At 68.4% G+C, this 15,739-nt stretch carries 12 protein-coding genes and 1 tRNA gene; 4 read left to right on the top strand and 9 right to left on the bottom strand.

The window, feature by feature from the left end; genetic code table 11:
• Positions 1 to 46: 46 nt before the first annotated feature.
• Both ABDZ92_RS11600 and ABDZ92_RS11595 read right to left on the bottom strand, forming a co-directional pair.
• Positions 47 to 2,104 carry a S9 family peptidase gene (locus ABDZ92_RS11600; RefSeq protein ID WP_125959355.1) on the bottom strand — a complete coding sequence of 686 codons (2,058 nt, stop codon included), beginning with the start codon at positions 2,102 to 2,104 and terminating at the stop codon, positions 47 to 49.
• Between the two features lie 216 nt (positions 2,105 to 2,320).
• Positions 2,321 to 2,878: a septal ring lytic transglycosylase RlpA family protein gene (locus tag ABDZ92_RS11595; protein ID WP_125959500.1), complete on the bottom strand. Its 558-nt coding sequence runs from the start codon at positions 2,876 to 2,878 to the stop codon at positions 2,321 to 2,323.
• Positions 2,879 to 3,076: 198 nt separating this feature from the next.
• Here ABDZ92_RS11595 and ABDZ92_RS11590 point away from each other — a divergent pair, with 198 nt between their 5' ends.
• Complete coding sequence (locus ABDZ92_RS11590; RefSeq protein WP_125959356.1) at positions 3,077 to 4,873, top strand: aminopeptidase P family protein; 1,797 nt, start codon at positions 3,077 to 3,079, stop codon at positions 4,871 to 4,873.
• A gap of 70 nt (positions 4,874 to 4,943) precedes the next feature.
• Here ABDZ92_RS11590 and ABDZ92_RS11585 read toward each other — a convergent pair whose 3' ends face one another.
• Entirely contained in the window at positions 4,944 to 5,090 is a 147-nt protein-coding gene (locus tag ABDZ92_RS11585) for a hypothetical protein (RefSeq protein WP_164521181.1), read from the bottom strand.
• Between the two features lie 88 nt (positions 5,091 to 5,178).
• Here ABDZ92_RS11585 and ABDZ92_RS11580 point away from each other — a divergent pair.
• Positions 5,179 to 5,253, top strand: a tRNA-Thr gene (locus ABDZ92_RS11580).
• 143 nt (positions 5,254 to 5,396) lie between these two features.
• Here ABDZ92_RS11580 and ABDZ92_RS11575 read toward each other — a convergent pair.
• The 3 genes from ABDZ92_RS11575 to ABDZ92_RS11565 all read right to left on the bottom strand — a co-directional run bounded on the left by ABDZ92_RS11575 (position 5,397) and on the right by ABDZ92_RS11565 (position 9,644).
• On the bottom strand, positions 5,397 to 6,926 hold the full coding sequence (locus tag ABDZ92_RS11575) for a DHA2 family efflux MFS transporter permease subunit (protein ID WP_125959357.1): 1,530 nt from the start codon (positions 6,924 to 6,926) through the stop codon (positions 5,397 to 5,399).
• A 113-nt stretch (positions 6,927 to 7,039) separates the two neighbouring features.
• Positions 7,040 to 8,182, bottom strand: a complete 1,143-nt coding sequence (locus tag ABDZ92_RS11570) for an EmrA/EmrK family multidrug efflux transporter periplasmic adaptor subunit (RefSeq protein ID WP_125959358.1) — start codon at positions 8,180 to 8,182, stop codon at positions 7,040 to 7,042.
• Positions 8,175 to 9,644, bottom strand: coding sequence for an efflux transporter outer membrane subunit (locus ABDZ92_RS11565; protein WP_125959359.1), 1,470 nt, complete (start codon positions 9,642 to 9,644; stop codon positions 8,175 to 8,177). Before ABDZ92_RS11565 ends, ABDZ92_RS11570 begins: the two co-directional genes overlap by 8 nt.
• A gap of 157 nt (positions 9,645 to 9,801) precedes the next feature.
• On the opposite strand from ABDZ92_RS11565, the gene ABDZ92_RS11560 reads away from it, so the two are divergent.
• Positions 9,802 to 10,377: a TetR/AcrR family transcriptional regulator gene (locus ABDZ92_RS11560; protein WP_272695162.1), complete on the top strand. Its 576-nt coding sequence runs from the start codon at positions 9,802 to 9,804 to the stop codon at positions 10,375 to 10,377.
• A gap of 59 nt (positions 10,378 to 10,436) precedes the next feature.
• Positions 10,437 to 11,816 (top strand): cryptochrome/photolyase family protein, encoded by a 1,380-nt coding sequence (locus ABDZ92_RS11555; RefSeq protein WP_125959361.1) that lies wholly within the window; start codon positions 10,437 to 10,439, stop codon positions 11,814 to 11,816.
• A gap of 36 nt (positions 11,817 to 11,852) precedes the next feature.
• Here ABDZ92_RS11555 and ABDZ92_RS11550 read toward each other — a convergent pair whose 3' ends face one another.
• From ABDZ92_RS11550 to ABDZ92_RS11540, 3 genes are all read right to left on the bottom strand, one after another.
• A complete protein-coding gene (locus ABDZ92_RS11550) occupies positions 11,853 to 13,988 on the bottom strand; it encodes a TonB-dependent siderophore receptor (protein ID WP_125959362.1) in 2,136 nt (711 codons plus the stop codon).
• 128 nt (positions 13,989 to 14,116) lie between these two features.
• On the bottom strand, positions 14,117 to 15,124 hold the full coding sequence (gene hemH / locus ABDZ92_RS11545) for a ferrochelatase (protein ID WP_125959363.1): 1,008 nt from the start codon (positions 15,122 to 15,124) through the stop codon (positions 14,117 to 14,119).
• 14 nt (positions 15,125 to 15,138) lie between these two features.
• Positions 15,139 to 15,711: an ankyrin repeat domain-containing protein gene (locus tag ABDZ92_RS11540; protein WP_125959364.1), complete on the bottom strand. Its 573-nt coding sequence runs from the start codon at positions 15,709 to 15,711 to the stop codon at positions 15,139 to 15,141.
• Positions 15,712 to 15,739: the final 28 nt, after the last annotated feature.

Genomic DNA, 15,739 nt, shown 5'->3' with positions numbered 1-15,739 from the left:
GCGGCGCACTCCCGACGGGCGGAGCCGCGGCTCCGCCCGCGAGGGCTCAGCCCTCGACCCCGAGCTGCCACAGCACGAACGCCATTTCCTCGGCGGCTTCCTTCAGGCTCTCCCACCGGCCCGACTTGCCGCCATGGCCTGCGCCCATGTTGGTCTTGAGCAGCAGCACATTGTCGTCGGTCTTGGTGAAGCGCAGCTTCGCGGCCCATTTGGCCGGCTCCCAATAGGTCACCCGCGGGTCGTTCAAGCCGCCCGAGATGAAGATCGGCGGGTACGCCTGCGCCCGGACGTTGTCGTACGGGCTGTACGAGCGGATCAGCTCGAACGCCGCCTTATCCTCGATCGGATTGCCCCACTCCGGCCATTCGCCCGGCGTCAGCGGCAGCGTCTCGTCCAGCATCGTATTGAGCACGTCGACGAAGGGCACGCTCGCGACCACCGCGCCCCATAGCTCGGGGTCGGAGTTCACCACCGCGCCCATCAGCTCACCGCCCGCCGATCCGCCGGCGATGGCGATCTGCCCTTCGCTGGTGAAGCCGTGCTCGATGAGCCCACGTGCCACGTCGACGAAGTCGTTGAACGTGTTGGTGCGCTTCTCGAGCTTGCCGTCCAGGTACCATTGCTGGCCGAGATCGTCGCCGCCACGGATGTGCGCGATGGCGAAGGCAACGCCGCGGTCGAGGAACGACATGCGGCTGGTCGAGAAGCCCGGCGGCACCGCATAGCCATAGGCGCCATAGGCATAGAGGTAGAGCTTGCCCGTGCCGTCGCGCGGGAAGCCGTTGGGGTAGACCACCGACACCGGCACTTCCGTGCCGTCGCGGGCGACAATCTTCAGCCGCTCGGTCGCATACTTCGACGCGTCATAGCCGCTGGGGATGGTCTGGACCTTGAGCACGCGCTGCTCGGCGGTGGCGACGTCATACTCGATGACGGTACCCGGCGTGACCATCGACTCATAGCCGAGCCGCAGCTTGTCGACGGCGTACTCGGGGTTGTCTCCCAGCCCCACGACATAGCTCGCCTCCGGGAAGGCGATCGCCGTTCCCTCGCCGCCTTCGTAGCGGTGAAGGAAGATCTGATCGAGACCGTCCTCGCGTCCCTCGACCACGAAGAAGTCGGCGAAAGTGGTGACGCCGGTCATGTAGAAATGGTCGCTCGCGGGCACGCGCTCGGTCCATTCGGAGGGGCGCTCCAGCGGTGCGGTTACCAACCGGAAGTTCGGATCGGTGTCGTTGGTGTGGATGAACAGCGTGCCGTCATGCTCCTCCACATCATATTCGACGTGCGGCTGGCGGGCGCGCACCAGGATCGGCTCGGCGGTCGGGTCGTCGGCGGGGATCAGCCGGACCTCGCTGGTGACATGATCGCCGGCGGAGATCACCAGGAAGCGGCGCGACTGGGTCTCGCCCACCGACACCCGCCAGCCCTCGTCCGCCTCGTGATACAACTCGACGTCCTGGTCGATCGGCGTGCCCAGCCGATGCAGCCGTGCATTGTCGGTCCGCCACTGGTCGTTGGCCAGGCCGTAGAGGAAGCCCGAGGAGTCTGCGACCCACACCAGTTCGGACAAGGTGCCGGGAATCACGTCGTCCAGCAGCGCGCCGGTGGTGAGGTCCTTGACCCGCGCCTCGAAGCGTTCGGAGCCATTGTCGTCGATGGCATAGGCGAGGTAGCGGCCGTCGGGGCTGACCGAGAGGGCACCCAGGCGGAAATACTCCTTGCCTGCGGCCAGCGCCGGCTCGTCCAGGATCAGCTCGTCCGCGCCGCCTGAGACGGGCTTGCGCCACCAGCGGCGATATTCCCCGCCGGTCTCGAAGTCGGACCAGTAGAGCCAGTCGCCGTCCTTCTGCGGGACGGTGGCGTCGTCCTCCTTGATCCGCCCGCGCATCTCCTCGAACAACCGGTCGGTAAGCGGCTGGTGGGGCGCCATCACCGTCTCGAAATAGGCGTTCTCGGCTTCCAGGTATCCGAGCACGTCCGGATCGGTGACCTCGGGATAGCCGGCGTCGCGCAGCCAGGCCCAGGGGTCCTCTACGGTGATGCCGTGGCGTTCGAACTGATGGGGGCGCTGCTCTGCGATGGGGGGCGTCGGGTGGTTCATGCCCGCCCATGTGGGCCGGGACGCCTGCGAAGTCGAGGGGAGCCAACGCTTGCATCTATCGTGCTCCTGCGCAGGCAGGAGCCCAGGGTTTCAAGCGCTGTGGCACGTGGCCCTAGGCTCCTGCCTGCGCAGGAGCACAGGAAGGAAGGACGCTCCGCACCCTCTTCCGGTACCCCGCTCAGGCCGGAACACGGCTGGCTGGGATCTAGGGCGCCCCTAGCGCCCGCTTTCCAGCGCCAGCCGCTCGCGCAGGTTCGCCAGTTCCACCGCCGAGGCACGGGGCCGCTCCGGCGCCGGCTTGCCGTCGCGCAGCCGCGCCCGGTCCTTTTCCGGCGGCTCGACCCGGCGCACCCGCACTGCCGCATAGCCCTGCGTGCGGATGCCGAGCTGCTCGGCCGCGCCCCGGCTCAGGTCCAGGATGCGCCCGCGCGAAAAGGGTCCGCGATCGTTGATCCGCAGCAGGATGGTGCGCCCGGTGTCGAGCGCCGTCACCTCGACATAGCTCGGAAGCGGCAGGGTGGTATGCGCGGCGGTGATCCCCTTCGGCCGGAAGCGCTCGCCGTTCGCCGTCTGGTTGCCGGATTCATTGCCGTACCAACTGGCATAGCCGACCGCGTCGTAGCTCGGATCCTCGGCCGGCGTGTAGCGGATGCCGCGCACCGTATAGGGCTTGCCGATCTTGACCGGCGTGTCGCTCACCGGCCGGAAGTGCTTGCCGCCGCACGCGGCCAGGAGCGGCACCGCAAGCAGTGCCAGCCACGCCCCCCTGCGCATGGACGGAAGGGCGGACGGCATCTGGATCGCGTCGGGCATGCGGGCGGGGTATCGCAGCCGGCGGGGCGAATGAACCCCCAAGCGGTGAGCCGAGTCCGGGTGCGGCCCTGTCGCCCACCGGCTGAATCTGGCACAGCACGGCCTTCCGCAGCCGTGGGGCATCCCCCGCCGCCGCCCCGACCGCCAGATGGATTGCCGATGCCTGCTTATTCCGAACGCCTCGCCACCCTCCGCACCCGGCTCGCGCAAGAAGGGCTCGACGGGTTCGTCGTGCCGCTGACGGACGAGCATATGAGCGAATATGTCGGCGGCTATGCGCAGCGGCTGGCGTGGCTCACCGGCTTCCAGGGCTCGGCCGGTACCGCAGTGGTGCTGTCCAGCGACGCGGCGATCTTCACCGACGGCCGCTACACGCTGCAGGTGCGCGAGCAGGTCGACGGCGCCGACTGGAGCTATGCCCAAGTGCCGCAGGAAAGCGTGGCGGGCTGGCTCGCTGGCCATGCGCCGCAGGGCGGCCGGATCGGCTACGACCCGTGGCTGCACACGCGCGAGTGGGTGGAACGGACCGCCGCCGCCCTCGCCCCGCGCGGCGGCACGCTGGTGCCGGTCGCGGCGAATCCGATCGATGCGCTCTGGGCGGACCGCCCGGAGCCGTCCGACGCCCCGCTCGCCGTGCAGCCCGACACTCTCGCCGGCCGCAGCGCCGCCGACAAGCGGGCGGAAATCGCCGACTGGCTGCGCGCCCAGGGCGCCGACGCGCTGGTGCTCTCCGCGCTCGATTCGGTCGCCTGGGCGTTCAACGTGCGCGGCACCGACGTGACCCACACGCCGGTCGCGCTCTCGTACGCACTGGTCGCCGAAGATGGCACCGCCGAGCTGTTCGTGGCGCCCGACAAGGTCTGCGACGACGTCCACCGCCACCTGGGCAACGCCGTGCGCGTCCGCGACAAGGCGGAGTTCGCATCCGCCTTGCGCGCCCTTGCGGGCAAGCGCGTCGCCGTTGATCCCGAGCGGGCGGTCGCGGCGATCTTCGACGCGCTCGGATCGGGCGGGGCCACGCTGCTGCCGATGCGCGATCCGGTGGTATTGGCCAAAGCGATCAAGAACCCGGCCGAGATCGCCGGTCACCATGCCGCCCAAGCGCGCGATGCTGCCGCACTGGTGCGCTTCCTCAAGTGGTTCGAGGACACCGCGCCTGCCGGTACGCTGACCGAACTCGACGTCGTGGCGCGGCTCCACGATTTCCGTGCCGAAACCGGCGTGCTCAAGGACGAGTCGTTCGAGACGATCTCCGCCACCGGCGCGCACGGTGCCAGCCCGCACTACAAGGTCACGGACGAATCGAACGCGCCGATCCTGCCGGGCCAGCTGTTCCTGATCGATTCGGGCGGGCAGTACGCCGATGGCACCACCGACATCACCCGCGTGATGCCGGTTACCGAGCCCACGGCCGAGATGCGCGACCGCTTCACCCGCGTGCTCAAGGGGCACATCGCGGTCGCCACCGCCATCTTTCCGGACGGCACAACGGGCGCGCAGATCGACGCCTTCGCCCGCCGCCCGCTGTGGGAGGCCGGCCTCGATTTCGCGCATGGCACCGGCCACGGCATCGGCGCCTATCTGTCGGTCCACGAAGGGCCGCAGCGCATCGCCCAGCCGACCTATCCGGGCGGCGGCCCGCTGGAGCCGCTGCGCGCCGGCATGCTGCTCTCCAACGAGCCCGGCTATTACAAGGCCGGCGAGTACGGCATCCGCATCGAGAACCTGATGCTGGTGGTGGAGCACACGCCTGCGGGCGGCGATGCGACCATGCTGGCGTTCCAGACGACTAGCTTCGTGCCGATCGAGCGGCGCCTGATCGAGCCTGCGCTCCTGACCCCGGCCGAGCGCGCCTGGCTGGACGCCTACCACGCCGAGACGCTGCGTCGGGCCACGCCGCTGCTGGATGCGGACACCCGCGCCTGGCTGGAGGAGAAGTGCGCACCGATCGGGTGAGAGACCGAGATACGCATGCCCCCGTCACCCTGGCGAACGTCAGCGTGACAGGGGCGGGTATCCGCCCTCTTCAGCGGTCCCGATCCTCCTGCGACCCGCCAGCGCGCTCCTCGACGGGCGCAGGCGCCCCTTCCCCCGCGCGCGCCTGTGCCTTGCGCCGCCGCAGATTGTCGCGCAGCGCCTGCGCCAGCCGGGCCTGTTTTTCGGGGTCGTTCATCGCGCTTCGCATAAACCGCGCCATGCCGGGTTGACAATCATCCGCGCCCCGCACATAGGCGCCCCTCCGCTGGCAACTGCCGGCGTGTGCTGCCGTAGCTCAGTGGTAGAGCGCATCCTTGGTAAGGCTGAGGTCGTGAGTTCAATCCTCACCGGCAGCACCATTTTTTCCTAGAAAATCAGACACTCCCTTCGGGGACCCGCCCCACGCATCAAGACGCGCGCGGCGCGCTTTCGCGCGTCGCGTTCAGGCTGCAGGCTAAGGGAACAGCGGCGGCGCAGACCTGCTGCACCGCCGCCGGAAGGATCAATGCGCCGCGCTGGTGTCCGCCGCGCGGCGGGGCCGGGGGGCCAGCCAGATGATCGTCGCCGCCCCGAAAAAGGCCAGGGCCGACAAAAGGAAGATGTGGGTGGTGGCGAGCGCCATCGCCTCCTTGTCCACCAACTGCGCCACGATCGCGCGCACCTGATCGAGCGGCATGCCCTGGGCCGTCAGCGCGTCGATCGTGTGGCCATCGTTCAGCCGGCCGGTCACCTCGCTGCGCGCCACGCGGGAGCTGTCGTCCCACATGGTCGTCACCACGGAGGTGCCGATCGCGCCCGCCATGGTGCGCAGGAAGCTCATCAGGCCGGCGGCGGCCGCCGTCTCCTTGGGATCCACCGATCCCAGCGCCAGCGTCATGAGGGGCACGAAGAAGAACGGCATGCCGAACCCCTGGAGCAGCTGCGGGAAGGCGAGCGTCCAGAAATCCGCGCCGCTGTTCCACTGCGTGCGTAGCAGCGTCGTCATGCCCAGCCAGACGATACCGAAGCATACCAGCCCGCGCGGGTCGACCTTGGTCGAGAGCTTCGCAACGATCGGCGACATCACCACCGCCGCCACGCCGTTGAACGCCGTCGCATAGCCCGCATAGGTCGCGGTGTAGCCCAGGCTCGTCTGGAGCCACTGCGGGATGATGACGGCGGAGGCAAAGAAGGTGCCGAACGCGAAGAACAGCGAGGTGACCGCCACCGTATAGCCGCGGTGCCGGAACACGCGCAGGTCCACGATCGGCTCGGCCTCGGTCGCCTCCCAGGCCAGGAACACCAGGAAGCCGACGCCCGCGATCACTGCCAGTCCGACGATCATCGGATCCGCGAACCAGTCATGCTCGCGGCCCAGGTCCAGCATGATCTGCAAGGCGCCGATCCACAGCAGCATCAGCATCAGACCGATCTTGTCGACGCGCAGCGGCTGGGTCGGCGTCTCGGCATGGCGCAGCAGCCGCATCGCGCCGAATGCGCACAGCGCCGCCACGGGGATGTTGATGAAGAAGATCCAGTGCCACGACCAGCTGTCGCTGATCGTGCCGCCCAGGATCGGCCCCAGGATCGGCGCGACGACGGTGGTCATCGACCAGGCGCCCATCGCCTGCGCGCGCTGATCGGGGCGGAAGATGCGCATCAGCAGCGTCTGCGACAGCGGCATCAGCGGTCCGCCGCACAGCCCCTGCCCGATCCGGCACGCGATCAGCATGCTCAGGCTGGTCGACAGCCCGCACAGCACCGAAAAGATGCCGAAGCCGATCATGCCGACCGTGAAGACCCTGACCGCGCCGAACCGGCCGGATAGCCAGCCGGTGAGCGGCACGCACACGGCCTCCGCGACCGCATAGGAGGTGATGATCCAGGTCCCCTGGCTGCCCGAGATGGCGAGACTGCCGGAGATGTGCGGCACGGAGACGTTGGCGATGGTGGTGTCGAGCACCACCATGAAGTTGGTGAGCGCGAGGACCGCGCCCGCAAGCAGCAGCCGCACGCCCGTAAGGGGCGTGGGCGACTCGGCCTTGGCGTTCATGGGCCTGTCCTTAAAGCGGTTGCGAGGCAGGTGGCATCAGCTGCCGGCTCGGCAACCGCGACAACAAAAGGAAACCAGAGCGGCGATCCGGGGAAGCCGGATCGGACGCCGCTCTAGTGCGAGCGGAGGTCGATCTCGGCGTCCATCGACAGGCCGACGCGCAGCGGATGCGCCTGCAGCTCCTTGGGATCGAGCGCGACGCGCACCGGCAGGCGCTGGACCACCTTGATCCAGTTGCCGGTCGCGTTCTGCGCCGGGATCAGCGCGAACGACGATCCGGTGCCGCCCGAGAAGCCGATGACGCGGCCGTGATATTCGATGTCGCCGCCATAAAGGTCGGAGGTGAGCGTCACCGGCTGGCCAACCTTCACGCGGTCGAGCTGGCCTTCCTTGAAGTTGGCGTCGACGTAGAGCTGGTTGAGCGGCACGATCAGCATCAGCGCGGTGCCCGGGGCGACGCGCTGTCCGACCTGGACGTTGCGGCGCGTGATGACGCCGTCGATCGGCGCGCGGATCACGGTGCGCTCCAAGTCGAGCTTGGCCTGGGCGAGCTTGGCCTGGGCGGCGAGCACCTCCGGCGCGGTCGCAGCCGTGGTGCCGCGGATCAGCGCGTTGTTCGCCGCAAGCTGGCCGGTCGCCTGGCCGCGGGTCGAGCTCGCCTGGGCAACGCCGGCACGCGCCAGCTCCAGGTTCGCACGGGCGGTGGCGAAGGCGTTGGTCGCGCTGCTCAGTTCTTCGCCCGAGACGGCACCGTTGGGCGCTAGCCGCTGGCGACGCTCCAGGTCGAGCCGAGCGCGCTCATAGTCGGCCTGTGCAGCGACCAGCTGGGCGCGGGCACGGGCGATGTCGGCGTCCCGCGCTTCCACCTGCGCAGCAAGCGCGGTGCTGGTGGCGGAGGTCTGGCCATATTGCCGCTGCGCCCGCGCCAGATCCGCCTCGGCCTGGGCGACGGCGATGCGCGCGTCGCTGTCGTCGAGGCGCACCAGCACCGTGCCCTTGCGCACCGTCTGGGTGTCCGCAACCGCGACGCTCGCGACCTGGGCCGCGATCATCGGCGTGACGCTCGCGGTATCGGCGCCCACATAGGCGTTGTCGGTGCTGACATAGTGGCGGGAGACCAGCAGGTAATAGGCGCCGAAGATCACCGCTGCGATCAGCACCAGTACGGCGATGATCCCCAGCAACTTCTTGCGCCGACCGTTGGGCTTGGTGCCCTCGCCTGCGGCGGCCTGGTTGGGAAGGGCGGCGTCAACCATGGGTCGGGTCCTTGCGTGCGGTCGTGGCCGCGATGTTGGTGGAAAAGCCGCCGCCGAGCGCGCGGACGAGCTGGACGTCGAGCGCGAAGGACCGCGCCTCCAGGTCGGCAACCGCGGTGCGGTTCTGCAGCACCCGGTCTTCGGCGGTGAGAACGTCGAGGAAGGTCGAAAGCCCACCCTCGTAGCGCTGGCGCGCGAGCGACCACGCCTCTTCGGAGGCGGCAAGCGCCTCGCGGGTCTGGGCAAGCCGCTCGACCAGCGCGCGCTGGCTGGTCACCGCGTCGGCGACCTCGCGATAGGCGTTGGCAACCGTGCCGTCGTAGCTCGCGACCGCCTCGTCATAGCTGGCGCGCGCGCCGCGATACTGGCCCGACAGCTGCCCGCCGCGGAAGATCGGCAGGGTGAACGCCGGCCCGACCTGACCATAGGTGGACCCGCCCTTGAACAGGTTGCCCAGGCCGAGCGACTGGAAGCCTACCAGCGCGTTGAGATTGATCGCGGGATAGAAGTCGGCACGCGCGACCTTGATTTCGCTCGCCCGCGCTTCGACCCGCGCCCGCGCGGCGGCGATGTCGGGCCGGCGACCGATCAGGTCGGTGGTGACGCCGGCCGGCAGCGCCCGCGCCCCCGGAGGAAGCGGTGGCAGCGCAATGCTCAGCCCCCGGTCCGGCCCCTTGCCCAGCAGCGCGGCGAGCCGGTTGCGGGTCAGGCCGATGTTCTCGTCGATCGCGGCGATCTGCGCGCGGATCGTCGGGATGGCCGCCTCTGCCTGCTTCACCTCGGCCCGCGTATCGAGGCCGTTGGTGACGCGCTGCGCGACCAATCGCTCGGTCTGCCTGCGGACTTCCAGCGAGCGCAGCTGCACCGCCCGCTCGGCGGCCTGGCGCGCCAGATCGGCATAGGCCGCAGCGATGTTCGTCGAGAGCACCAGTCGCGCCTGCTCGACATCGATCCGCGAAGCCTCCGCCTCCGAAGTGGCGGCGGCCAGGGCGGCGCGGTTACGACCCCACAGGTCCAGGTCGAAGCCCAGGGTCGCGGCGACCGAACCGGTGTCGTTCCAGCCGTGCGGCACGAAATCGGCTGGGATGCCGTTGTTGTAGCTCTGCTTGTTCTCGCTGACGTTGCCCTCGATGCCCACCGACGGCAGCCGGGCAGCGCCGCGCTGCTCGACGATCGCGCGTGCGGCGCGCAGCCGGGCGGCGGCGGCGACGACATCCGGGGAGTCGGCCAGCCCCTCCTCGATGAGCGCGCTCAGTTGAGGGTCACCAAAGCCGGTCCACCAGTCGGTTGCGGGCCAGGCGGAGGCGGTAGACGTGGTTGCCAGGCTCTGCTCGGCGGCAAAGCTCTGGGAGGTCCGCACCTCGGGCCGGGCGCCCAGGTTCGGCACTGGCGCACAGGCCGCCAGCGGGACGACACCGACCGCGGCGGCAAGCAGCAACGGCCGGAAGGAAAATCGGATCATGAAGCAAAACCGTACTGATTGGTACGGTGCGGCAGATGGCCCCGTGCCGCAGTCTTGTCAACTGAAAACTGTACTCTATAGTACGGTTATGGAACAGGATGCGAAAAGGAGCTGCGGCAGGCGCGAGGCACGCAAGCAGGACCGGCGCCTGACGATCATGGCGACGGCGCGCCGGATGTTCCTGGAGAACGGCTATGCCGCGACGTCCATGTCGGCGATCGCGGCCGAGCTGGGTGGCTCGAAGGCGACGCTGTGGAACTACTTCCCTTCCAAGGAAGAGCTGTTCGATGCGGTTCTCGACGACGCAACCGCAGTTTATCGCCAGCAGCTGACGGATCTACTGCGACCCACGCCCGACATGGCAGCAACGGTGCTGGCCTTTACGCGCAGCTTCATCGCGAAGATCACCTCTCTGGAAGCGGTACAGCTCCATCGCCTCGTCGCCACGGAAGCGGCGCGCTCGCCTGAGGTGGGCAGGATCTTCTCGCGCGTGCCCCAGCGCACTCGCCAGCTGCTGGCCGAGTTCTTCGCCGCTGCCATGGCCGCAGGGCAGCTTCGCCAGGCGGACCCCGCAGATGCCGCCAACGTGGTCACCTATCTGTGCATGGGGCTGCAACAGCGCATGCTGTGGGGCGGCGCGGCGCCCTCTGCGGCGGAGATCGAGGCGGGGGCTCAGACCGCGACCGAGGTGTTCCTGCGCGCATATTCCCCGGACGGGACCGGCGGCGCCTGAGCTCTCGTCTTGGTGGGACCGAGGATGCATCCGTTCGCTCCCTCGCGCATTCTGCCCCGGTGACCGTTTCCGAAACTCCCAGCATCGTCTGGTTCCGCCAGGACCTGCGCCTCTCCGACCAGGCCGCGTTTGCCGCCGCCGCGGCGGAAGGGCCGGTGCTCGCCGTCTATGTCCTCGATGATGAGACACCCGGCGAATGGCGGATCGGCGGCGCGCAACGCTGGTGGCTGCATCATACGCTCGCCGCATTGGCCAAGTCGCTTGCCGATCTCGGCGTCGCGCTGGTGCTGCGGCGTGGCCGCGCAGCCGACGAAATTGCCAGGATCGCGGAGGAGACCGGCGCCAGGCGCGTCCATTGCCTCGCCCATCAGGAGCCCTGGTGGCGTGAGGCCGAGGATGCACTCGCCCGCTCGGTTGATCTGGTGCGCCACCCTGGTCGGCTGCTGGCCAAACAGGGCATGGTCCGCACCGGCAGCGGCGGGCCCTTTCGCATCTTCACCCCGTTCTGGCGCGCGCTCCAGCTCCACATGCCGCCACCGCCGCCCGAACCGGCGCCCACCAACGTGCAGGGCATGGTCCATCCGCCGCGCAGCGATCGGCTCGAGGATTGGCACCTGCTCCCCACCGCCCCGAACTGGGCGGAGGGCTTCGCGCACTGGACGCCGGGTGAGGCCGGTGCCCGGGCGCGACTAGAGGCGTTTGCGGACGAAGTCGGCGACTATGATCACGCCCGTAACCTGCCTTCCACCGACGGCACCTCCAGCCTGTCGCCGCACCTGCACTTCGGCGAAGTCTCTCCCGCCACCGTCTGGCACGCGCTCGACGGCAAGGCTGGCGCGGAAAGCTATCTGCGCGAGATCGGCTGGCGCGACTTCGCGGCCAACCTGATCGTCCAGCTGCCCGACTATGGCACCGCCCACGGTCGCGCGAAGATGGATGCGCTTGCCTGGCGCACCGGCCCGGAAGCTGATGCGGAGTTCCGCGCCTGGACACGAGGGCAGACAGGTTACCCGATCGTGGACGCAGGCATGCGGCAGCTCTGGCACATCGGCTGGATGCACAATCGCGTCCGGATGATCACCGCCAGCTTCCTGGTGAAGCATTTGCTCATCGACTGGCGGCGCGGAGAGCGCTGGTTCTGGGACTGTCTGGTCGACGCCGACTATGGCAACAACGCCGTCAACTGGCAGTGGATCGCCGGCACGGGCGTCGACTCCAGCCCCTTCGGCCGGATCATGGCGCCGCTCGTCCAATCGCCCAAGTTCGATGCGGGAGCTTATATCCGCCGCTGGGTGCCGGAACTTGCCGGCCTGGACGACAGCAGGATCCACGACCCGCACGGCGCGGGCGTGGCGCCGGCCGGCTATCCCGAACCCCTGATCGCCCATCGCCCCGCGCGCGAGCGGGCGCTTGCCGCAGCAGCTGCGGCACGCGGCTGAAGGAGGCGTCGGCGCACACGCCGACGCCTGCCTGGCTCAGAAGCGGTAGCTCAAGGTCACCGTCGCATTGCGCGGCGCCCCGTAGCGGTACTGGCTGAACGAGCCCACGTTGCTGTAGAAGGTCTTGTCGAACAGATTGTCGACGTTGGCCTGCAGCTGCAGCTGCTCCGTCACGGCATAGCGCGCCATCAGGCTCACCAGGGTATAGCCGTCCTGCTGGAAGCGATACGGGGTGTTCAGGACCGAGTTCGTGCCGTCCGAATAGGCTTTGCTGCGATAGTTCACGCCACCGCCGATGGTGAGGCCCGCCAGCGGACCCTGCAGGTCATAGGTGGTAAAGATCTTGAGCAGCTTGCGCGGCTGGTCGGTGTTGGCGGGTATGTCATCGGCATCTTCGGCCTTGAACTGGCTGTAGCTGGCGTTGACGTTCCAGCCTGGGAGCGGCTGGCCGGTCGCCTCCAGTTCGAAGCCTTTGCTGACCACGCCCTGGGCGGCACGATAGGGTTGGAAGATCTGGCCGTCGAGGATGACTTCCGGTCCGTCGATCTGCCCCACATTGTCCTGCTCGATACGGAACAGCGCGATCGAGGTCTGCAGCGCGTCGCCGAAGAAGCTGCTCTTCAGGCCGATTTCATAGGCATCGCCGTCCAGAGGATCGAGCAACTGGTGTTCGCGATCGTAAAGGTTCTGCGGCTGAAAAATCTTGGTGAAGCTGGCGTAGAGGCGGTGATTGGGTGTGATGTCGTAGAGCGCCCCGACATATGGGATGAACACGTCGTCATCGCCATAGTCGCTGTTCGTTCCCCAAGCATAGCCCGTCTGCTTCCAGCTGGCGAGGCGCCCGCCCAGGATGACCTTGAACGGATCGGCCACGTTCAGGCGGACGGCGCCGTAATAGCCCGTCTGCTTGATCCGCTCCTGCTCGTTGCGCACGGGCTCGGTACCCCAGACCGGCTCGGGATAGGGGATGCCCTCCTGGCCGATCACCGGGACGTCGGTGAGCCAGGGCAGCGGCGCCTCGTAATTGTCGGTGTAGCGCTTGAGGATGCTGTGCAGCGCGCCGACCACCACTTCATGGTCGCGCCCGAACAGGGACACCGCACCCTTCAGCTGGGCATCGAAGCTGTTCTGATAGCTCACGCCTGCCGACTTGTACGGATTGGTGCCGTCCATCGTGCCCGTCGCCTTGTCGACGGTGCCGTACAGGTAGAGCAACTGGGTATCGCTGGTGTTCTTGAGGCGGTTGTAATTGACCGTGAGGTTCCACCGGTCGCCGAGTTCCTGGCGGACGGTGGCAAAGATGTTCTGGTTGGTGCTGTTCCAATAGGTCCAGTCCGCCGCCGTCGTCTGGGAACGCGGAAGATCGGTGAGCGTGCCGTCGCTGTAGAAGGTCGGCAGCGCACCCCAGGTAGCGCCCCCAGGCTTGGTATCCTGATGGCTGATCCCTGCCCGCACCAGCGTCGTGTCGGTCAGGTCGGCGTCGACCACGCCATAAAGCACCCACTTCTTCTTGTTCTGGATGTCGATGTAGCTTTCGCCTTCCTCATAGCGGCCGACGACGCGCGCGCGCACGCGTCCGTCCGCCGTCAGCGCGCCGCCGACATCCGCCGACAGGCGCCAGGTGTCCCAGCTGCCGAGGCTGGCGTTGACATAGCCGGTCAGGTCGGTGGCATCGGCGTGCTTGCGTACCAGGTTGACCGAGGCCGAGGGGTCGCCCACGCCCGACAGGAGGCCGGTGGCGCCCCGCACGATCTCCACCCGCTCATAGATGGACACGTCGATGCTGGTTTCACCATTGCCGCCCGCCAGCGTCCAGGCCGCCGGCACGCCGTCCACCTGGGTGTTCCGGATCTCGAAGCCGCGCGCGAAGAAGCTGTTGCGGACATCGTCGAACTCGTTCGCGGATACGCCGACCGCGTTGGTGATGACGTCCTTCACCGTGATCAGATTCTGGTCGAGGATGCGCTGCGCCGTCATGATGCTGACTGACTGCGGCGTCTCGCGGACCGTGAGGCCCAGGCCGGTCGCCGTGTCGATCGCATCGGGGAGAGTATAGGAACCGACCACGACGATCTCTTCGTCCGATGCGTTCGCGTCCGTTTCCTGCGCGGCTGCAGGAACCGCGACGAGCATGGCTGCTCCGCCCAGCAGAAACGCGATCTTCAATTGCATGACTTTCCCCACAACGCTCATTGCCCAAGGCATGGCTCCCGCTAGGAGAGTTGCGCATCATTCGCAATAGCAGGTCATGAGATTCTTGATCTTCGCTGGGACGGACGCGGCCCTGGTCAATCAACCGGCTAGGCGGCTGTCCTGACCCAGCCTGCGAGTTCCCGTGCCAGAACGGCCCGGAGCATCGCGATCCCGCCGGCGCTGGCGTTCAGGCACGGCAGATAGGCGAACTCGGCACCGCCCGCTGCGACGAAGGTCTCGCGTCCCCGGATCGCGAGTTCCTCCAGCGTTTCGACGCAATCGGCCGAGAAACCCGGCGCGAAGATCGCCACCTTCGTCACGCCCTTGGCGGGAAGGCCGGCGAGCACCGTGTCGGTGGCGGGCCCCAGCCACTTCGCGGGGCCGAAGCGCGACTGGAAGCTGACGGTCAGATCCCGGCCCAGCGCCTTCGAGAGAAGCTGACCGGTCTCCAGGCACTGGCGGTAATAGGGATCGCCCAGGTCCATGGTGCGCAGGGGCATGCCGTGGAAGCTCGCCACCAGCGCCTCCGGCTCCCAGCCGAGCGTCGCGACACTTGCCTCGACCGAAGCCTTCAACGCGTCAATATAGGCTGGATCGTCATGATACGGCGGCAGCGTGCGGACCGCCGGTTGCCAACGCATCCCCGCCAGCGCCTCGAACGCCTTGTCGTTCGCCGTCGCCGTCGTGGCGGCGCAATATTGCGGGTAGAGCGGCGCCAGCAGAATGCGCGCGCACCCCGCCTCCTTCAGTGCACGCGCCCGGTCGCCGATGGCGGGGCTGCCATAGCGCATCGCATAGTCCACCACGACGTCCTCGCCGAACGCCCCTTGCAGCGCCGCCGCCTGCTCCCGGGTGATGGCCGCAAGCGGGGACCCGGCGTCGGTCCATACCTGGGCATAGGCATGCGCCGACTTGCTGGGACGGGTGGTGAGGACTGCCCCGCGCAGGATCGGCTGCCACAGGAGTTGCGGAAGCTCGATGACCCGGCGGTCGGACAGGAACTCGGCAAGGTAGCGCCGTACCGCCTTGGGTTCCGGTGCGTCGGGCGTGCCCAGGTTGATGAGCAGCACGCCGACGCGGGGAGGCGGGGTGGCGGGATGGTTCGCCGGGATCATGCGACCGCCTCCCCTCACTTGGCCGAGAGCGCCGCTGTCAGCGCCGTGTTGCCCTGCGCGGCAGCGACCGAGGCGGCGGTCCGGCCGGTCGCATCCGCGATATTGGCATCCGCTCCGGCCGCCACCAGCAGGTCGACCTGAGCGGTCCGGCTGAACAGCGCGGCCATCATCAGCGCGGTCTGACCGGCCTTGTTGCGCGCGTTCACGTCGCAGCCGGTCTTGAGCAACCGAGCGGCGATGGCGTCGTCACCCTTGAACGCGACGCCCATCTGGGCGGTGTTGCCCTGGCCGGCGTCCGGCTTGCACGGATCGGCACCGCGTTCGAGCAGCGCCTCCACTGCCTCCTTCTGGCCGTTGTACGCGGCGAGGATCAGCGGCGTGAAACCGCGCCTGTCATACCCGTCGACGTCGGCGCCGGCCCTCACAAGGGTGTCGATCATGTCGACCCGTCCCAGGCGGGCGGCGTCGAACAGCAGTTCCTGGCGGCGCTCCGCCGACGGCACGGCGGTTGCCGGAGCCGCCGAGGCGGCCGGCACCTGCTGGGGAGTCGCCGCTGCAAGCAGCGCGGCAGTCAGCACGACAAACATCGGGGGTCCTTTGCTGAAGAGGGTGGGC

It is taken from the genome of Sphingomonas molluscorum (genome assembly GCF_039522995.1).
Lineage (GTDB): Bacteria > Pseudomonadota > Alphaproteobacteria > Sphingomonadales > Sphingomonadaceae > Sphingomonas > Sphingomonas molluscorum.
The sequence above is the reverse complement of the archived record's forward strand: the minus strand, read 5'-3'. Positions and strand labels throughout refer to the sequence as shown.